Origin of the sequence: Amycolatopsis speibonae (genome assembly GCF_042647925.1) — a bacterium.
In the GTDB taxonomy this organism is placed as follows: Bacteria; Actinomycetota; Actinomycetes; order Mycobacteriales; family Pseudonocardiaceae; genus Amycolatopsis; species Amycolatopsis speibonae.
Map to the genome: position 1 here is coordinate 36,565 of NZ_JBHRWK010000055.1, position 16,592 is coordinate 53,156.

The 16,592-nt window shown below is 68.0% G+C and carries 17 protein-coding genes and 1 pseudogene; 9 read left to right on the forward strand and 9 right to left on the reverse strand.

Annotated features, from left to right (window positions below; all coding sequences use genetic code 11):
* Positions 1-2: 2 nt before the first annotated feature.
* The gene (locus ACFOSH_RS30395; RefSeq protein ID WP_378242682.1) at positions 3-1,487 is read right to left on the reverse strand and encodes a SulP family inorganic anion transporter; all 1,485 of its coding nucleotides are present in this window, start codon (positions 1,485-1,487) and stop codon (positions 3-5) included.
* 225 nt (positions 1,488-1,712) lie between these two features.
* On the opposite strand from ACFOSH_RS30395, the gene ACFOSH_RS30400 reads away from it, so the two are divergent.
* From ACFOSH_RS30400 to ACFOSH_RS30410, 3 genes are read left to right on the forward strand one after another with little or no spacing between them, the layout of a single operon-like run.
* Entirely contained in the window at positions 1,713-2,324 is a 612-nt protein-coding gene (locus ACFOSH_RS30400) for a TetR/AcrR family transcriptional regulator (protein ID WP_378242684.1), read from the forward strand.
* On the forward strand, positions 2,321-3,589 hold the full coding sequence (locus tag ACFOSH_RS30405; protein ID WP_378242686.1) for a glycosyltransferase: 1,269 nt from the start codon (positions 2,321-2,323) through the stop codon (positions 3,587-3,589). Before ACFOSH_RS30400 ends, ACFOSH_RS30405 begins: the two co-directional genes overlap by 4 nt.
* 13 nt (positions 3,590-3,602) lie before the next feature.
* On the forward strand, positions 3,603-4,091 hold the full coding sequence (locus ACFOSH_RS30410; protein WP_378242688.1) for a DUF6653 family protein: 489 nt from the start codon (positions 3,603-3,605) through the stop codon (positions 4,089-4,091).
* A gap of 67 nt (positions 4,092-4,158) precedes the next feature.
* Here the strand turns inward: ACFOSH_RS30410 and ACFOSH_RS30415 are convergent, their stop codons facing one another.
* Complete coding sequence (locus ACFOSH_RS30415; RefSeq protein WP_378242690.1) at positions 4,159-5,370, reverse strand: cation:proton antiporter; 1,212 nt, start codon at positions 5,368-5,370, stop codon at positions 4,159-4,161.
* A gap of 239 nt (positions 5,371-5,609) precedes the next feature.
* On the opposite strand from ACFOSH_RS30415, the gene ACFOSH_RS30420 reads away from it, so the two are divergent.
* A complete protein-coding gene (locus ACFOSH_RS30420) occupies positions 5,610-6,518 on the forward strand; it encodes an ABC transporter ATP-binding protein (protein ID WP_378242692.1) in 909 nt (302 codons plus the stop codon).
* Positions 6,515-8,152 carry a polyketide antibiotic transporter gene (locus ACFOSH_RS30425; protein ID WP_378242694.1) on the forward strand — a complete coding sequence of 546 codons (1,638 nt, stop codon included), beginning with the start codon at positions 6,515-6,517 and terminating at the stop codon, positions 8,150-8,152. Before ACFOSH_RS30420 ends, ACFOSH_RS30425 begins: the two co-directional genes overlap by 4 nt.
* Positions 8,153-8,183: 31 nt before the next feature.
* Here the strand turns inward: ACFOSH_RS30425 and ACFOSH_RS30430 are convergent, their stop codons facing one another.
* The gene (locus ACFOSH_RS30430) at positions 8,184-8,810 is read right to left on the reverse strand and encodes a carbonic anhydrase (protein ID WP_378242695.1); all 627 of its coding nucleotides are present in this window, start codon (positions 8,808-8,810) and stop codon (positions 8,184-8,186) included.
* A gap of 360 nt (positions 8,811-9,170) precedes the next feature.
* Between ACFOSH_RS30430 and ACFOSH_RS30435 the strand changes: the two genes are divergently transcribed.
* Positions 9,171-9,377, forward strand: coding sequence for a LuxR C-terminal-related transcriptional regulator (locus ACFOSH_RS30435; protein ID WP_378242697.1), 207 nt, complete (start codon positions 9,171-9,173; stop codon positions 9,375-9,377).
* A 71-nt stretch (positions 9,378-9,448) separates the two neighbouring features.
* Here the strand turns inward: ACFOSH_RS30435 and ACFOSH_RS30440 are convergent, their stop codons facing one another.
* On the reverse strand, positions 9,449-9,760 hold the full coding sequence (locus tag ACFOSH_RS30440; protein WP_378242699.1) for a hypothetical protein: 312 nt from the start codon (positions 9,758-9,760) through the stop codon (positions 9,449-9,451).
* Between the two features lie 589 nt (positions 9,761-10,349).
* Here ACFOSH_RS30440 and ACFOSH_RS30445 point away from each other — a divergent pair.
* Positions 10,350-11,345, forward strand: a complete 996-nt coding sequence (locus ACFOSH_RS30445) for a ferritin-like domain-containing protein (protein ID WP_378242701.1) — start codon at positions 10,350-10,352, stop codon at positions 11,343-11,345.
* 282 nt (positions 11,346-11,627) lie between these two features.
* Here ACFOSH_RS30445 and ACFOSH_RS30450 read toward each other — a convergent pair whose 3' ends face one another.
* From ACFOSH_RS30450 to ACFOSH_RS30460, 3 genes are read right to left on the reverse strand one after another with little or no spacing between them, the layout of a single operon-like run.
* Positions 11,628-12,029 (reverse strand): arsenate reductase ArsC, encoded by a 402-nt coding sequence (locus tag ACFOSH_RS30450; RefSeq protein ID WP_378242703.1) that lies wholly within the window; start codon positions 12,027-12,029, stop codon positions 11,628-11,630.
* Positions 12,026-13,099: an ACR3 family arsenite efflux transporter gene (arsB, locus tag ACFOSH_RS30455; protein WP_378242705.1), complete on the reverse strand. Its 1,074-nt coding sequence runs from the start codon at positions 13,097-13,099 to the stop codon at positions 12,026-12,028. Before arsB ends, ACFOSH_RS30450 begins: the two co-directional genes overlap by 4 nt.
* Positions 13,096-13,458 carry a metalloregulator ArsR/SmtB family transcription factor gene (locus ACFOSH_RS30460; RefSeq protein WP_378242707.1) on the reverse strand — a complete coding sequence of 121 codons (363 nt, stop codon included), beginning with the start codon at positions 13,456-13,458 and terminating at the stop codon, positions 13,096-13,098. Before ACFOSH_RS30460 ends, arsB begins: the two co-directional genes overlap by 4 nt.
* Before the next feature lie 82 nt (positions 13,459-13,540).
* On the opposite strand from ACFOSH_RS30460, the gene ACFOSH_RS30465 reads away from it, so the two are divergent.
* Positions 13,541-14,005, forward strand: coding sequence for an ArsI/CadI family heavy metal resistance metalloenzyme (locus tag ACFOSH_RS30465; protein WP_378242709.1), 465 nt, complete (start codon positions 13,541-13,543; stop codon positions 14,003-14,005).
* Positions 14,006-14,194: 189 nt separating this feature from the next.
* Here ACFOSH_RS30465 and ACFOSH_RS45155 read toward each other — a convergent pair.
* Both ACFOSH_RS45155 and ACFOSH_RS30475 read right to left on the reverse strand, forming a co-directional pair.
* A pseudogene (locus ACFOSH_RS45155) lies at positions 14,195-14,506 on the reverse strand (transposase); the annotation flags it as partial.
* 76 nt (positions 14,507-14,582) lie between these two features.
* Entirely contained in the window at positions 14,583-15,776 is a 1,194-nt protein-coding gene (locus tag ACFOSH_RS30475; RefSeq protein ID WP_378242713.1) for an MFS transporter, read from the reverse strand.
* Between the two features lie 443 nt (positions 15,777-16,219).
* On the opposite strand from ACFOSH_RS30475, the gene ACFOSH_RS30480 reads away from it, so the two are divergent.
* On the forward strand, positions 16,220-16,378 hold the full coding sequence (locus tag ACFOSH_RS30480; RefSeq protein ID WP_378242715.1) for a hypothetical protein: 159 nt from the start codon (positions 16,220-16,222) through the stop codon (positions 16,376-16,378).
* The last annotated feature ends 214 nt before the right edge of the window (positions 16,379-16,592 follow it).

The following is a 16,592-nucleotide window of genomic DNA, read 5'->3' on the forward strand; positions in this document are numbered from 1 at the left end:
CGTCAGGACCGCCTCTCGGTCGCTCGGTCCGCGGTTTCGGTGACGGATCTGAGGCTGTCGCGCTGCTCGTCGTTCGCGAGCGTGATGAGTCTGTGTTCGACGTGAGGTGGCAGCTCTCCGAGGTCGACCTGGATGTCGGAACCGCGAGAGTGATCGAGGAAGGTCAGCAACCCCTTGGCGCCGGACATGTCCATGTAGCTCACCTTGTCGAGGCGCAGTGACAGTTTCGGTTCGTCGTCGCGGAGCCGGGTGAGGACGCGGTCGATGGAGAGAAACGACAAGGGGCCATCGACACGGTAGGTGCCCGTCTCGTCCTGGACGACGGATGCCTTGCCTCGCCGTGATTGCGCGAAGTGCACGACGAGCGCCACAGCGACGCCGACCGCGACCGCCACGGTCAGGTCGACCAGCACCGTGATGATCATCGTCGCGAACATCACGACCACGTCGCCCCGGGGCGCGACGTGGATCTTGCGCAGGCTTTCCCAGTCGAACATGCCGATCGCGGTCAAGATCAGGATTCCGGACAGCACGGCGAGGGGAATGAACTGGACGACCGCCCCGAGACCCGCGACCAGGCCGAGCAGGATGACACTGTGCGTCGCGGCCGACAGTCCGGTGCGGCCACCGCTGCGGACGTTGACCACCGAGCGGACGGTCGCGCCCGCTGAAGCGAGGCCACCGAACAGGCCACTGGCCATGTTGCCGAGGCCCTGGCCGACGAGTTCCCGGTTGCTGCGGTGGCGACGGCCGGTGATGTTGTCCATCACGACCGAGGTCAGCAGAGAGTCGATCGACCCCAGCAAGGCGATGCTGAGCGCGGGCAGGACGAGTGTGAGCAGCAGCGAGCCACTGAAATCCGGGATGCTCAAGGACGGAAGGGATTCCGGGATCCGGCCGATGTAGTCGACGGCACCGTTGAGCGTGACCGGTCCGATGCGCAGGTTCTGCAGCAGGGGCTCGGCGAACGGAAGGATCGCCGCGATGAACACGAGCGCGATCAGGCTCGCCGGGATCGACTTGATCACCCGCGCGGCCACGAGCATGAGCACGATCGTGGCCGCGACGACCAGGAAGCTTTTCCGCACCTGGTCCAGTTCGCCGAGGATGATGATCAACGCGATTCCACCCATGAAACCGGATGCCACCGGGTGCGGGATGAAACGGATGAGCGATCCGAGCCGGCACAGGCCGAACAGGATCTGGAACGCGCCGGCCATGACGAAGGCGAGGAAGGCGCCTTCGAGCCCGTGCGTGGCGATCACCCCGGTGGCGACGACGGTGATCGGGCCGGTCGGGCCGGTCACCTGGGCGGGTGTCCCGCCGAACACCGCGGCGAAGAAACCCGCGAAGATCGCGCCGTACAACCCGACGAGCGCCCCTTCGGAGGTGCCTGTCGCGGTGATCCCGAACGCGATCGCCAGCGGAAGCGCCACGATGGCCACGGTCAGTCCGGAAAGAAGTTCTCTGGCGAAACGCTGGAGCATCGGTCTCCGCTCTACGGCATGGCTTTACCTCGGCCCGTGGGGTGGGCCAGGCCGCCGACCAGACTTCCCGGCACTCCTGGGCGTAAAGATTCCCTATAGAGACTTAAAGGAATAGTAAAAGAAGGTTCTGTCACCAGTTTGGCCTAGCCGGCTGATTCGGCATGTTCTTGCGTGATGTCTTCGCCGCCGCTTGACTGAACTGAACAAGTGTTCAATACTCTGAACATGAGTTCAGTATCTGATCTGACCGCGCGGGCTCGGATTCGCGATGCCGCGCTGGCCAGATTCGGTGCCGACGGTGTGGCAGGCACCTCGGTGCGGGCGGTGGCCGGGGACGCCGGGGTGTCACCGGGGCTGGTGCTGCACCATTTCGGCTCCAAGGACGGCCTGCGACAGGCGTGTGACGACCACGTGCTCGACTCGATCCGCTCTGGCAGCGGCGAAGGAACCGATGCGCTGGCGGAGGTGCTGCACGCCGCCACGCCCGTGCGACGCTATCTGGCCCGGGCGTTTCTGGAGGGTACGAGTGGAGTGTCCGCGCTGTTCACCGAGATCGTGGAGCGCACCGAAGCCTGGCTCGCCGAGGGCGAGAATCAGGGCTGGGTGCGGTCCACGGACGACTCCCGGGCGCGGGCTGTCGTCTACGTCTCGTGGCTGCTTGCGCCTCTCGTCCTGGGTGATCACGTAGGACGGCTGCTCGGCGGCGATCCGGCGGAGACGGCGACCGCGGTCCGGGGTGCCACGGCCGGGCTGGAGATGCTGACCCACGGCCTGTTCGCCGATGACCGCTGGCTGTCCGCCTACGCCACCATCGACGACACGGAGCGGTCGAAGTGAGGGCCTTGCTGGTCACCCATGGCACACGAGGTGACGTGCAACCGATGCTCGCTCTCGCGGTCGCCCTGCGCGCACACGGGCACGAGGCGGTGCTGGCCGCGCCGGGCTCGTTCGCTGACGTCGCGGGGGAGTACGACGTCGAGTTCGCGTCGTTGAGTGAGGGGCCGAACCGGCTGATGAACGACCCGGTGGTGAAGGAGGCCATCGAGGGCGGCTACCGCGGAGTGCGGGGCAAGGTCACCGCCGTGCGGACGGCTCGGCGGATCAAGCCGCTGATGGCGGAAGTCCTGCGCGACGTCGGCGTAATCGCGAAAACGTCGCACGCGGACGTCGTCGTGCACACGACCGGGGTACCCGCGCACCACGTGGCCGAGATGCTCCGTGTGCCCGCGGTCGTCGTCGCGTTGCAACCCGGCTGGATTCCCATCGGGGAGTTCCCCTGCCCGATGATTCCCTTGCCCCGCCTGCCGAAGAGGCTGAACCGGGCCACGTATCTCGCTGTGGGCGCCGTACTGCGGATGTATGCCGGTATCACCTCCGCGTGGCGTACCACCGATCTCGGGCTGCCGCGACGCCGGGGAAGCCACGACATCCTGCGCGACGAGGACGGCATGAACCGACCGGTCCTGCAAGCGTTCAGCCGTCACGTCACCCTCGCCGCCGCCGATTGGCCGAACTCGGTGCACACCACTGGCTTCTGGCATCTCCCCGCCGGGGCGGGCTGGGAGCCGCCCGCTGAGTTGCGGGACTTCCTCGCCGCCGGAACCGCTCCTGTCTACATCGGATTCGGCAGTATGGCGGGCCGCGACTCGCGCCGTACCCGGGCGGTGGTCGAGGAAGCGGTCCGGCGGGCGGGTGTGCGCGCGGTGCTCGCGACCGGCTGGGGCGGCATCGCCGCGGACGCCGGAACCGGCGATCTGTTGGTGATCGACCACGCACCACACGACTGGCTGTTCCCGCGAATGAGCGCCGTCGTGCACCACGGAGGCGGCGGCACGACCGGAGCCGCGCTGGCGGCCGGCAGGCCGCAGGTGGTGTGTCCGTTCGTCGCCGACCAGCCGTTCTGGGCGGCCCGGATGCACGCCCTCGGCGTCGCACCGGCGCCGATCCGCCAGCAACGCCTCACCGGCGACCGGCTCGCCGCGGCGCTACGCCAAGCCACCGGAGATCCCACGATGCGCGAACGAGCCGAGCGGCTCGCGCGGGAGATCCGAGCGGAGGCCGGTGTCTCCGCCGCCGTCGCCCTTCTCGAAACCCTCACTTGACAAGGACAACATCATGGCTGTCACCGATGCCGTCGCGAAGACCTTCCGGATGGACGACGAAGCCTGGCGTCGCCACGCGAACCCTTGGAGCGTATGGACCCGGTTCGCGGCGATTCCGCTGATGCTGCTCGCGATCTGGAGCCGGACCTGGATCGGCTGGTGGTGCCTGGCGCCGATCGCGGCCGTGGTCGTGTGGCTGTTCCTCAATCCCTCGGCGTTCCCGCCGGTCGAGCCGCGCAGCTGGGCCGCACGCGGGATCTACGGCGAACGGATCTGGGCGCACGACAAAGCGTCTGTCCCGCCGGACCACAGGCAGGTCCTGCGGGTTCTGGTCGTACTCGGCCTCATCGGCTTCGGCCTGATCACCTGGGGCCTGGCCGCACTCGACTTCTGGCCCACCCTGTTCGGAGCGACCCTCGTCGTCATGGCTCAGCTGTGGCGCATCGACAGGTTCGGCTGGCTTTGGCAGCTGGCAGGGGAACAGGTCGCCCCTCACCGCTGAACCGCACTTCGGCGAAGAACAGGTCTCAAGCGTCCGGGTCGCTGCAAGGCGGGCGTGACGCCTCCCATCAGGAACCTTTCTGTTGCGACGCGGGTTCCGGGCGTCCGGTGGGCAGGTTGTCGGGTGGTTCGATCCTGAGCGCCTTGGCGACGGGCACGTCCGTGGAGGAGTGCAGGACGATCGACAAGGCGATCGTGATGGCGACGAGGTCGAAGACGTGTTCCCCGGCGGGAATCCCGGCTTGGAGCGCGAGCAGGCCGTAGACGACGGAAGCGAACCCTTTCGGCCCGAACCAGGCGGCGACCGATCGTTCCCGTGCGGGCAGCGGAGTGCGGACGAGGGAGAGCATCATCGCGGCGGGCCGGATCAGCACGATGGCGATGATGGCGACGGCCCAGTCGCCGAAGCTGAGATGGGAGAGCCGCTCGGGTGTGATGAGGGCGCCGAACACGAGCAGGGCGGCGAATTTCGTTGTCTCTGAAAGAAGATCACCGAAGTGCTCGAAGTGCTCGGCGGAAACCCGGTCCATGGTGGCCAGGGTGGCGCCGGCGGCGAACGCGGCGAGGTACGGGTTGGCGTGCGTGAGGTGGCAGGTCGCGTAGAGGATGACCGCGACCGCGAGTGGCCCCAGTGCTTGAAGCCTCGGTTCGGCGGTCAGGATCTTCAATCGCCAGGCGAGCGCGATCACCGCGGGTATGGCGACACCGAGCGCGAGACCGGCGACGAGCTCGATCGCGATCCCGCCGAAGTCGGTGTCCCGGTTGGCGGCGGTGGCGAGGAAGATCAGCACGAACGGCAGCGCGAGGCCGTCGTTGAGCCCGGATTCGACGTTGAGAAGCCTGCGCAGCCGAAGTGGTACGTCGGTCCGGCCGACGATGGCGGAGGCGAAGACCGGGTCGGTCGGCGACAGGATGGCACCGATCAGGAACGAGGTCGTCCAGTCCAGTCCGGTGAGGAAGTGGGTGGGGACGGCGATCCCGACCATGGTCAGCGGCATCGCCAGCCCGAGCGCCCGGCCGGACAGCCGCCACCCTTCCTTCAGATCGGGAAGGCCGGCGCGCTGTCCGTCGGTGAACAACACCGTGAACAGCGCCAGATCGGCGAGCCCGGTCACGAACGCGCCGTTGGACGGGATGTCGACCAAGCCGAAACCGCCCTGCCCGATCAAGGCGCCGGCGATGAGAAACAGCAACGCCGTCGAGAGCACTGTCCGGGCCGCGAGCCCGGACAGTGACACGCTGATCAGCAACACCAGCCCGAACGCCAAAGCGAGCGCCATGCACAACCCCGTCCACGTCGAACGCCCCACCCGTCATGGATGGGTCGTGCCGACCAGGCTTCCCGGCGCTCCGCGCGTAAAGATGCCGTATGGAGGCCGTCGACGCAAACCGGATCGTGTCGGGACGACCGTGACGACTTGTGGTCTGGTGTCGAGGATCCAGTGGGAGTACCTTTTCCTCAGGTGCGCCGGGAAGCCTGGTCGGCAACGTTATTCGCCGTCCGGGAAGGGAATGACCCATGCGCAGCGCCATCGGGACACCGCACGCCGCTGTCCAAGTCACCGGTTTGACCAAGCGCTTCGGCCGCACGCTCGCTCTCGACGATCTCGCGCTGTCCGTGGCTGCCGGCGAGGTGTTCGGTTTCCTCGGCCCCAATGGCGCGGGCAAATCCACGACCATCCGGCTGCTGCTCGGCTTGATCCGTCCGTCGGCGGGATCGGCGACGGTGTTCGGCGTTCCGGCGGCCGATGTGCGGCGTGCGCACAGTTTGCTGGGGTATGTGCCCGGTGATGTCGCGTTGTGGCCGGATATGACCGGCGGCGAGATTCTCGAGTTGCTGGCCCGGGTCGGTCCTGGCGTCGATCCGGGGTATCGCGCGGAACTCGTGCGCCGTTTCGAGGTGGACCTGGACAAGCCCGCCAAGACCTACTCGACAGGCAATCGACAGAAGATCGCCTTGATCGCCGCCTTCGCCGGCCGGGCGCCGCTACTCGTGCTGGACGAGCCCACCAGCGGCCTGGACCCCTTGATGGAACAGGTTTTCCGGCAGTGTGTTGTCGAGGCTCGGGAGCGGGGACAGGCGGTGTTCCTTTCCTCGCACCAGCTTGCCGAGGTGGAGGCGGTTTGCGACCGGGTCGGCATCCTGCGTGCCGGACGGCTGGTCGAAATCGCGGGGATCACCGAACTGCGCCGGTTGCACCGCACCACTGTGGAAATAGGTCATCGCGGCCCTGAACCGTCGCTTGTGGACGTTCCAGGTGTGCTGGAGGTCGAGCGCCTGGACGAGGGCCGTCTGCGCTTCACGATGTCCGGGCCGCCGGGCCCGGCATTGCGGGCACTGGCCGCCGCCGACGTCACCACGCTTTCGATGCGTGAACCGACCCTCGAAGAGATCTTCCTCGACTACTACGGCGAGAACGCCCGATGACCGCCGAAACGGTGAGACTGTCTTCGGAACGCGAGATCCTGGCTCAGGGTAGTGCGGGCGCCGCGGTCACACGGCACGTCGCCCGGCGGATCCGGCGTGGCGCGCTGCTCGTCGGCCTGGCGGCGGCGGGTATGTCGGCCGTCGTGGCAGGCCAGTACCAAGCCACCTTCGCCGGTGAACTCAACGGCACGGCCATCCGGGCACTCGCGGAGAACCCGGCCATCCGGATCCTGTTCGGGCCGCCGGTCGCACTGGACGATCCGGGCGGATTCACCGTCTGGCGTACTGGCACACCCATCCAGCTCCTGACCGGCGTGTGGGCGTTGCTGACCGCGACCCGCCTCACCCGCGGCGAAGAAGACGCCGGCCGCGCTGACCTGCTGCTCGCGGGTCGCCTGCGCGCGGCCGATCCGCTCAAGCGGGTTCTGGCCGTGCTGACCGCGGCGGCCGTCGCGATCGCGGCGGCGGTGGCGTTGGCCCTGCTGGTCGCCGGTACTCAGCCCTTGGGTGCTGTCATTCACGCTGCGGGCCTACTCGGCGTGACCATGACCTTCGCCGCGGCGGGCGCGCTGTCCGCGCAACTCATGCCCGCCCGCGCCACCGCCACCGGGCTCGCTGTCGCGGCACTCGGCACCTTCCTGTTCCTTCGCATGCTCGCGGACGGCGTCAGCGCGCTGTCCTGGGCTGCCTGGGCCACCCCGTTCGGCTTGACCGCCATCGCCGCGCCCTATGCCGACGACAGGATCGTCCCGCTGATGGTCCTCGCCGCGTTCCCGGTCCTGCTCGGCGCCACGGCGGTGATCGCCTGCTCACGCCGGGACGTCGGCCGGGGAGTGCTGAATCCGTCCGGCAGGCGGCGACCGCGAGTGGGGCTGCTGGGATCCGTCACCGGGTTCGCCGTCCGGCGCGCGGCGCGTCCCACTCTCGCCTGGTCGCTGGCGATCGGGGCTTACTTCCTGCTCGTCGGCGTCCTCATCGCGTCGATTCTGCGGTTTCTGCGAGAGAACCCGCGTTTCGCCGAACTGGCAGCGGCTGCGGGCTTCGGCGGGCTCGGCACCGCCGAGGGGTTCGCCGCGGCGATGTTCAGCCTGCTCACGATCCCGGTCGGTCTCCATGCCGCGACACGGATCGCCGCGTTCGCCGCGGCCGAGACCGATCGACGGCTGACACTGCTGCTGGCGCTGCCTCTCTCCCGGCACCGGATCGTGCTCACCGAACTCCTCATCACCGGCCTGGGCGCGCTGGGACTGCTGGCCACTGCGGGAACGCTGCTCTGGTGCGGCGCGACCATCGCCGGCGCGGCGTTGCCGATCACGGCCGCCCTCGCCGGGGCCGGGAATGCCGCTCCGGTCGCCTTGCTCGCGCTCGGTACCGCGGCCCTTGGGCTCGGCTGGGCACCTCGCGCGGTCACCGCGCTGGGTGCGCTCCCGGTCGCCGGTGGCTTTCTGCTCACCGTGATCCTGCAGAGCACTCACGCACCCGAGTGGCTCACGTACCTTTCCCCGTACACCTATCTGTCTTCTGTACCCGAAACACCACCGGACTGGAGCGCGACCGTCGGCCTTCTGCTGGTCAGCGGAGCGCTGGTCGCGCTCGGCGTCCTCGGCTATCAGCGCAGGGACCTCGATACCTGACCTGCGCCTCCGAAAACGCTCAGCCGATGATTCAGCCGGTTTTCAGGCCGCGGGTGGTGACGACCCGGGCGCTGCCGTCGGCCAGGCGGTAGGACAGTCCGGCGATCGCGGTCTCCCCGGCTTCGATCTTGCCGGCGAGCAGGCGGGAGCGGTCGGCCAGGAGGTCGACGGTGTGACGGATGTGTTCGTCGATGATGTCGTCGTCGCCGGTGAGCCCGGCGGCTCGGGCGGCGAGGATGCTCGGGGTGACCCGTTCGATGACGTCGCGGACGAAGCTGTTGGTGCCGAGTCCTTCGGTCAGCGCCGCGCGGGTCGCGGCGACGGCACCACAGGAGTCGTGACCCAACACGACGACCAGGGGACAGCCGAGGACGCTGACCGCGTACTCGATGCTGCCCAGCACTTCCGAACCGGCGACGTGACCGGCGGTGCGGACGACGAACAGGTCGCCCAGCCCGCGGTCGAAGATGATCTCAGCGGCCAGCCGTGAGTCGGAACAGCCGAAGAGGACAGCGAAGGGACGTTGTCCGGGAGCTGTTTCGGCACGCCGGGTGGCGTCCTGGTTCGGATGCTCCGGGGTGCCGGCGATGAAGCGCCGGTTACCGGCCAGCAGTAGGTCGAAGGCCTCGGAGGGGGACGGCTCGGACGCGTTGATCATGGACGCACAATACAACGGCCGGTCGAGCGAAGCGGACATAAGGGATACTGTCGGCGAGGGTTCGGTGTGCACCCTGGTCTCAGTTCTCCCTGTGTGGTCGCAGCCGCTCGATCTTGCCGTCGAGGTTCGCCGGGAGATCCGGCTCGAGTCCTTGTCATGCGCGGAACCGGTTTCCGTCCATTCCACTTCCTCATCGACACCGGTCGACGGGGTTGGGGTCGCGGCGGGATCAGGCGGGCGACATCACTTGTCCGGAGGGCGGCGCGCTGGTTCGGCCGGCACCCCGCCTTCGGTCTGATCCGCCGTGCCGAGACTCCCGACGCGATTCGCGGGAGCTGGACGGGTGCGTACGAGGCGATGATGAGACAGCCGGTGGACCTGTTCTCCTTGTTGCCCCGACATCGGACGCCTGGCCGTCGACGGCCATACTACCGCGAAATCGGCGAGCTGCCGCATATTTCCGGGAAGACCGTCGAACACCACATGGCACGAATACGCGCCAAGCTCGGCGCCCATGACCGGCGCACCACGGCCGCCCTGCACAGCGGAATGCTCAGCGGAGAATAGTGAAAGGAGGGCGGTGGCCCGGACAGGAAATCCGGGACACCGCCGTCATGTACATTCCTCTGGGCAGGTGATCAGCGGAGCTGGATTCCTCCCTTGGCCACGTTGCCCCGGTTCGTGCAGTCGGCCACGGAGCCGATGTACACACTCTCCGCCACCGTCTTCCAGATCCCATAGGTGGTGGAGCCGTTGCCGCACTGCGCGACCGCCCGATACTGCGAGACTCCCGTGGGCAGGCGGGAGCACTTGACGTGGAAGTTCACCCCGCTGGCGCTGGTGTTGTACGTGCAATCCTCGGTGACGGTGGCGCCGGCCACGCCGGGCAGCACCGTCATCGCGCCGCCCACGAGCACGGCCAAGGTCAGCAGCGAGTTACGAATTTTCATCGGTTTCCTTCCCCCGGAAAAACGACCTCACAGAAGAATGAGCCCCCAAGAGTCGATCTGGGCTTTGCGAGGCCGCTCGATTGACACTTCGTATCGGACGTTAGCAGGAGTTTTCCGGTCCATGTCAATGGTCTTCTTTTCCTGACAACAGAGACGAGGGGAGGCGGGGTGATGAAGAACGCACGACAAAACGCCCTCGCCCGTTCGGTGTCGATGGACGAGGTTTTGTCCCGCCTGAACCCCAGGTGGACGCCCTTGTGCGGTAATTTCGCGCCCGGTGCCCTGGCGGCTTGGTGGAATCACCGAATCGGCCGAACTTCGGCCGATCGGCCACGGAACGAGACCGCGTGCGGTAGGTGAAGCACAACGATCTGCGAAGCGCGTTCCACCGCCACGATCGGGGTCGCTCCGACGTCGGAATCCGGCGAATTCCGGCCGAAGTGCGAAAGAGCACCAAGCTGATCGTGCTGCGTACTCGAAAGCAGGATGTCCGCGTAGTCGACCCTTGCCCGCCGATGGTCATAGCCCGGTGAGCGGGGCACGCCCGTTGTCGTGCGAAGCCAGGACACGGGCGGGAAGGAGACCGTACGTGTTTGGCAAACGCTATGCCGCATCGATGATCAACCGGAGTGCGGAGAATCAGCAGGATCGGCGCCGCTTCCTGCGCGCCGCCGGGGTGACGGGCCTTGGCGTCGTCGGGGTGGGTGCGCTCGGCGGGATCGCCGTCCCTTCCGCGTCGGCGGGGACCGCCAGGCCGGCCGCGGCAGAAGCGGAAGGGGTGAGTGACGGCGCGGTACTCAATTTCGCGCTCAACCTCGAATATCTCGAAGCGGAGTTCTACTTGCACGCCGTCACCGGCAAGGGGCTCGCCGACTCCATGACGACCGGGACCGGCACGCGCGGTGGTGTCACCGGTGGACGCGCGGTGAAGTTCAAGACGAAGGCCGCGAAGCAGTACGCGCAAGAGATCGCCGGCGACGAGAAGGCCCACGTCGAGTTCTTGCGCACCGCGCTCGGATCCGCGGCGGTGAGCCGTCCCGCGATCGATCTGCAGGCCAGTTTCACGGCCGCGGCGCAGGCCGCCGGGCTGGTCAAGAAGGGGCAGAGTTTCGACGCGTTCGCCTGCGAGGAGAACTTCCTGCTGGCGGCGTACCTGTTCGAAGACGTCGGTGTCACCGCCTACAAGGGCGCCGCGCCGCTGATCACCAACAAGACCTACCTCGAAGCCGCCGCCGGGATCCTGGCCGTTGAGGCGTACCACGCCGCCAGCATCCGCACCGCGCTCTACCAGCACACCGGTGGGCTCCTCGGGCTCGGTCTCCTCGGCCGCGACCTGCGCGAGGCCAGCGTCAAGCTTTCCAACGCCCGCGACAGCCTCGACGGGAAGGCCGATCTGGACCAGGGTGTGGTCGACGGACAGGGCAGGGCGAACATCGTGCCGACCGACGGCAACGGGATCGCCTACAGCCGCTCCCCGGGACAGGTGCTCAACATCGTCTACCTGAACCCGAAGGCCGTCACCTCCGGCGGCTTCTTCCCCAAGGGCGTCAACGGCGACGTGAACACCAGCGACCCCAACGGCTGATCACCACCAGTCCTGGCCGGGCGGGTGGACTGCTCGCCCGGCCAGGACTTCGGGCAGGCGAAGGCGCAGGCCCTGCCTGCATAAGCCCGAAGCGGGCCGGCGGCGAGACTCCGATCCGGACGACGCCACGCGGCCGCGAGCGGTTGCTTCAGCGTGGGGCGCTCAGCCGGCCCCGGTGATCGTGCTGCGGCGTTCGATCATCAGGACGTCGCGCCAGCGGTCGCGGTGGCGGTGGCGGCCGACGCTCCATGAGCGCGAGACGAACCGGCACCGGGCCGGGCGTCATCGGGCGACCAGTTCGGCGAGCAGGGCGCGGACGCGGCGGTCGATCTCGTCGCGGATCGGTCGGATCTGCTCGGCGGTCTGGCCGGCGGGGTCGTCGAGTTGCCAGTCGAGGTAGCGCTTGCCGGGAAAGACCGGGCAGGCGTCACCGCAGCCCATGGTGATCACGACGTCGGCGGCCTCGACGGCGTCGGTGGTGAGGCGTTTGGGGAACTCGCGGGAGACGTCGATGCCGAGTTCGGCCATGACCGCGACCACGGCAGGGTTGACTTCGCTCGCCGGTGCCGATCCGGCGGAGCGGACGGTGAGGCGTCCGGCGGCGTGGTGGTGCAGCAGGGCTGCGGCCATTTGGGAGCGTCCGGCGTTGTGGACGCAGACGAACAGGACTTCGGGGGTGTTCACGGGGTGACCTCCACGCGGGCGGGGCTGTATCGGCGGCGCAGCGCCAGGGACACGTAGACGAGCGCGACGAGCACGGGGACTTCGATCAGTGGCCCGACGACTCCGGCGAGGGCTTGTCCGCTGGTCGCGCCGAAGGTGGCGATGGCGACGGCGATGGCGAGTTCGAAGTTGTTGCCCGCGGCGGTGAACGCCAACGTGGTGGTGCGTTCGTAGGTGAGGCCGACGGCACGGCCGAAGGCGTAGGACCCGGCCCACATCAGTCCGAAGTAGACCAGCAGCGGCACGGCGATCCGGACGACGTCCAGCGGCCGCGCGGTGATCTGTTCTCCTTGCAGCGCGAAGAGAATCACGATGGTGAACAGCAGACCGTAGAGCGCGGCCGGTCCGATCTTCGGCAGGAACCGTGTCTCGTACCAGGTGCGGCCTTTCGCGCGTTCGCCGAATCGGCGGGTGAGGTAGCCCGCGAGGAGCGGGATACCGAGGAAGATCAGCACGCTTTTCGCGATCTGCCAGCCGGAGACGGCGAGGTCGGCTTGTGGGAGGCCGAGCCAGCGGGGCAGGACCGCGAGGTAGAACCAGCCGAGCAGGCCGAACGCGATCACCTGGAACACCGAGTTCAAGGCGACGAGCACGGCGGCGGCTTCGCGGTCGCCGCAGGCGAGGTCGTTCCAGATGATGACCATGGCGATGCAGCGGGCGAGGCCGACGATGATCAGCCCGGTCCGGTACTCCGGCAGGTCGGGCAGCAGCAGCCAGGCGAGGGCGAACATCAGCGCCGGGCCGATCAGCCAGTTCAGCACCAGCGACGGCCACAGCAGCCGCCGGTCCCCGGTCACCGCGGCGAGCCGGTCGTAGCGGACCTTCGCCAGCACCGGGTACATCATCACCAGCAGCCCGAACGCGATCGGCAGCGAGATCCCGGCCACCTGCACCGCGGACAGGACGGTGTTCAGGCCGGGGATCCAGCGCCCGGCCAGGAGTCCGGCGATCATGGCGGCCGCGATCCACACGGGCAGGAACCGGTCCAGGGTGGACAGCTTCCCGACCACCCCGCTGTGCTGGCCGGTCATGCCGGGACCGGGGCGTCACCAGGAACGAGCACGGCCGACAGGCGGGCCAACACCTCGGGGTGGACCCGGTAGTAGACCCAGGTCCCGCGCCGCTGCCCGGTGATCAGCCCGGACTCCCGCAGGACCTTGAGGTGGTGGGAGATGGTCGGGCCGGTCAGGTCGAACGCGTCGGTCAGGTCACACACGCACGCCTCGCCCCCGTCGTGGGAGGCGATCAGTGACAGCAGCCGCAGCCGGACGGGGTCGGCCATCGCCTTGAACAGCGTGGACAACTCGACGGCCTGGGCCTCGGTCAGCGGTTCGCGGGCCAGCGGGGAGCAGCAGGCGTCCATCGCGAGGAGCGGCAGCTGTTTCGGCATGCATCTATCTTGACAGACTTCTAAGTAGAAGCCAATCTAAGTCGCACACTGTTTCGATGAACGTCTATCCAAGGAGGATGCGATGTCACGGGTACAGCTCGCGCTACGGGTCGGGGACCTCGAAGGCTCGATCGACTTCTACTCCAAGCTCTTCGGCACGGAACCGGCCAAGCTCCGCCCCGGCTACGCCAACTTCGCCATCGCCGAACCCGCGCTCAAGCTCGTGCTCCTGGAAGGCGAACCCGGTCAGGCGACGGTCATGGACCACCTCGGCGTCGAAGTCGAATCCACCGACCAGGTCAGCGAAGCCAGCAAGCGCCTCACCGGCGAAGGGCTGGACACGCTGACCGAGGACGACACCACCTGTTGCTACGCCGTCCAGGACAAGGTCTGGGTCCACGGTCCCGGCCAGGAACCCTGGGAGGTCTACACCGTCAAAGCCGACTCGCGGACCTTCGGCACCGACAGCGCCGCCCTCGCCACCTGCTGCACCTCCGACACCGGCCAGGCCGGCGTGGCCGCGCAGCCTGCGGGTTGCTGCTCATGATCAGCTCGGGGCGGAGTGGCCGAGCTGCTACTCCGCCCCGAGCCGGCGCTCCGTTCCTGTCGAGGCAGACCAGCGCGACCAACCACCCTCACACCTGCGGCGCGAGCGCGACACTGTCGTGATCGGGCTCCTCCCCGGCGATCTTCGGGCCGGCGCCTCGGGCTCGGGCTTGAAGTTCACCCAGGCGCACAAGGTGATACCGACCTCGCCCGCATCGTCCGAGATCACTGTTTTCGCCCGGCTGCCATCGCGCACGTTCGCCGACTCGCGGTCCGGGCCGGCCTGGTTCTTCTCGTGCCCGAGATGCTCGGCCATCTTCTCGTTCAGCGCGGTTTCCGGCACGTTCTCGGTGAACAGCTTCAGCAGCCCGCCGGGGCCGGTCAGAGCCGGCCCGCGGACTTTCGCTTCGGCCACCATCGCCGCCGCGGCGACTTGCTCCGGCGACAACTTCCGCGCCGTCATGGACTCACAAGCTCCGATGTCATCGCCCACAACGCCCATCCCGCCAGAACCCAGCCCGGCGTGTCGGGCCAGAAACACCGATCTTGAGACAGTCCCCGTTCCGGGCCTGTTGTGTCTACGCCGATATGGGTGGTGACTGCTTGGCGAGCAGTGTTTTCTTCAGGCTGAGGATGGCGGGGACGGCGAGTAGGGAGGTGACGGTGAGGCACGTCCACGGTAGGGGGTTGCTCGCTGAGAGCAGGGTGCCGAGGATGGCCGGCGCGAGCGCCACCGGAAGTCCCCATGACAGCTGGAACAGCGCGCTCGCTCGGCCCTCGGCCCCTGGTGGCGCGTTTTCGGCGGCAGCGGCCGTGGATAGTGGTGCGAACATCGTCTCAGCGATGGAGAAGGTGATGCTCGTGACGAGGATCAGCCCGATCGCGACCCGCAAGGAGACCGAAGTGACGGGGATCAGCATCGCGAACGAACCCGCGAAGACCAATGCGGCGGCGATGAGCCCGGTGGCTCTGGTGTGGTTCGCGAGCAGGCGGACGACGATGTTCTGGCAGGACACCACCACGACGGTCCCGATCGTGATCGCGGTACCGGTGACCCACTGAGGACCGTGCAGGAAATCGCGGACCAGGATCGGCAGGATGGCGAACTTGCTCGCACTCGCCAGGGTGAAAGCCATATGCGTCAAGCAGAACCGGATATAGGGCCGGTCGGCGAAGACCACTTTCCAGCCTGCTGATCTGTCTTTCTCGGACGCCCTTGCCAGGGTGGGCAGGAACCAGAGGAGAGCCGCGGCCACGGCGAAGCTGGCGGCGTTGGCGTAGGCGATGAGATGGAACGCCGCCGGACTGGTGATCTCCGGGAGCACCGCGCTCGCCGCCGCACCGGCGCCCGCCCCGGCGAACCTGCCCATCGTCTGGAGGCCGAGGACGCGTTCGGCGTCCCGGCCGGTGGTGAGCTCGGCGATCATGGGGGCGTTGCAGGTCCAGAACAGCCGATCGCCGACGCCCGCCACAAGGGTGGCGGCGACGACCTGCCAGATCGAGGTCAGCAGGGGATAGCAGCAGAAGGCGACCAGCCGGAGGAGGTTTCCCGCGATCAAGAGGGCGCGCGGGCCGAACCGGTCCATCGCGGTACCCGCCAGTGGCCCGGTCGTCAGTGCGAGCAGGCCGCCGGTGCTGAGCGCCGCGCCGGCTTCGACCAGGCCGAAGCCCTGGCCGTGGACAAGGAAGAGCAGCCCGAACGGGATCCAGATCCCGCTTCCGAGCGCGTCGATGAGAGTGGCGGCGAGGAAAAGGTGACGCTGTTTCTGCATGGCTGCTGTGGTCCTTCCCCCAGAAGGCAGCAGGCCAGAATAGCGAAGATCGGCTTCCGGTCAAGGGGCGGGCGGGGCATACTGTCTCCCCGTCTGGTTCGCGCAAGTTCAGGACGACTCGGAGAACGCGTTCGACCGCGGCGGGGAACACGGCTCGGTGCCGCGGCGCTCGCGCTCGGCTGGGTTCCTCCCGCGGTCGCGGCGTTGGGTGCGCTCCCGGTCGCCGGCGGCTTTCTCCGCCGAATGGACCTTCCGCAGCGGGTTCGTCCAGGGAGTGGGCCAAACGCTGCCGTTGTCGGAGGTGCGCTACACCCCGGCGGTGGATCTGGCCAACAGCGCGCCGGGTGGTGGCACCTTCACCATCCCGGTCGTCACCCTGTCCCGGCAGGACGGTCCCGACACGATCACCGGCCTGCAGGGTCGAAGCGTCCTACGACGGTGGCGTGAACTGGCAGCCCGCGAAGGTGAGCGGGCAGGTCGGCCGGTGCGACGCCGAACTCCGCCATCCGGCGACCGGTTCTGTCTCCCTGCGCGCGAAAGCCCCCGACGCCGACGGGAACACCACGACCCAGAGCATCCTTCACGCTTACCGGCTCCGCTGAAACCGGTTGTTCCCGTTCTCGCGCAATCCACTCAATCCCTCAGTGCACCACCAGGTGATGATCGTTCTGGCGGTGAAGGGGTGTTCGGGGACGTCTGCGGTTGGTTGCCGTCGCGGTCGGCGGCGGGCACGAGGGGGGAGCGTCGAATTCCTCTTTCAGTGCAGGGTGTTCTCGACCAGTGCGACGGTGGCGCGGGGGTTGTCGACTTGGAGGA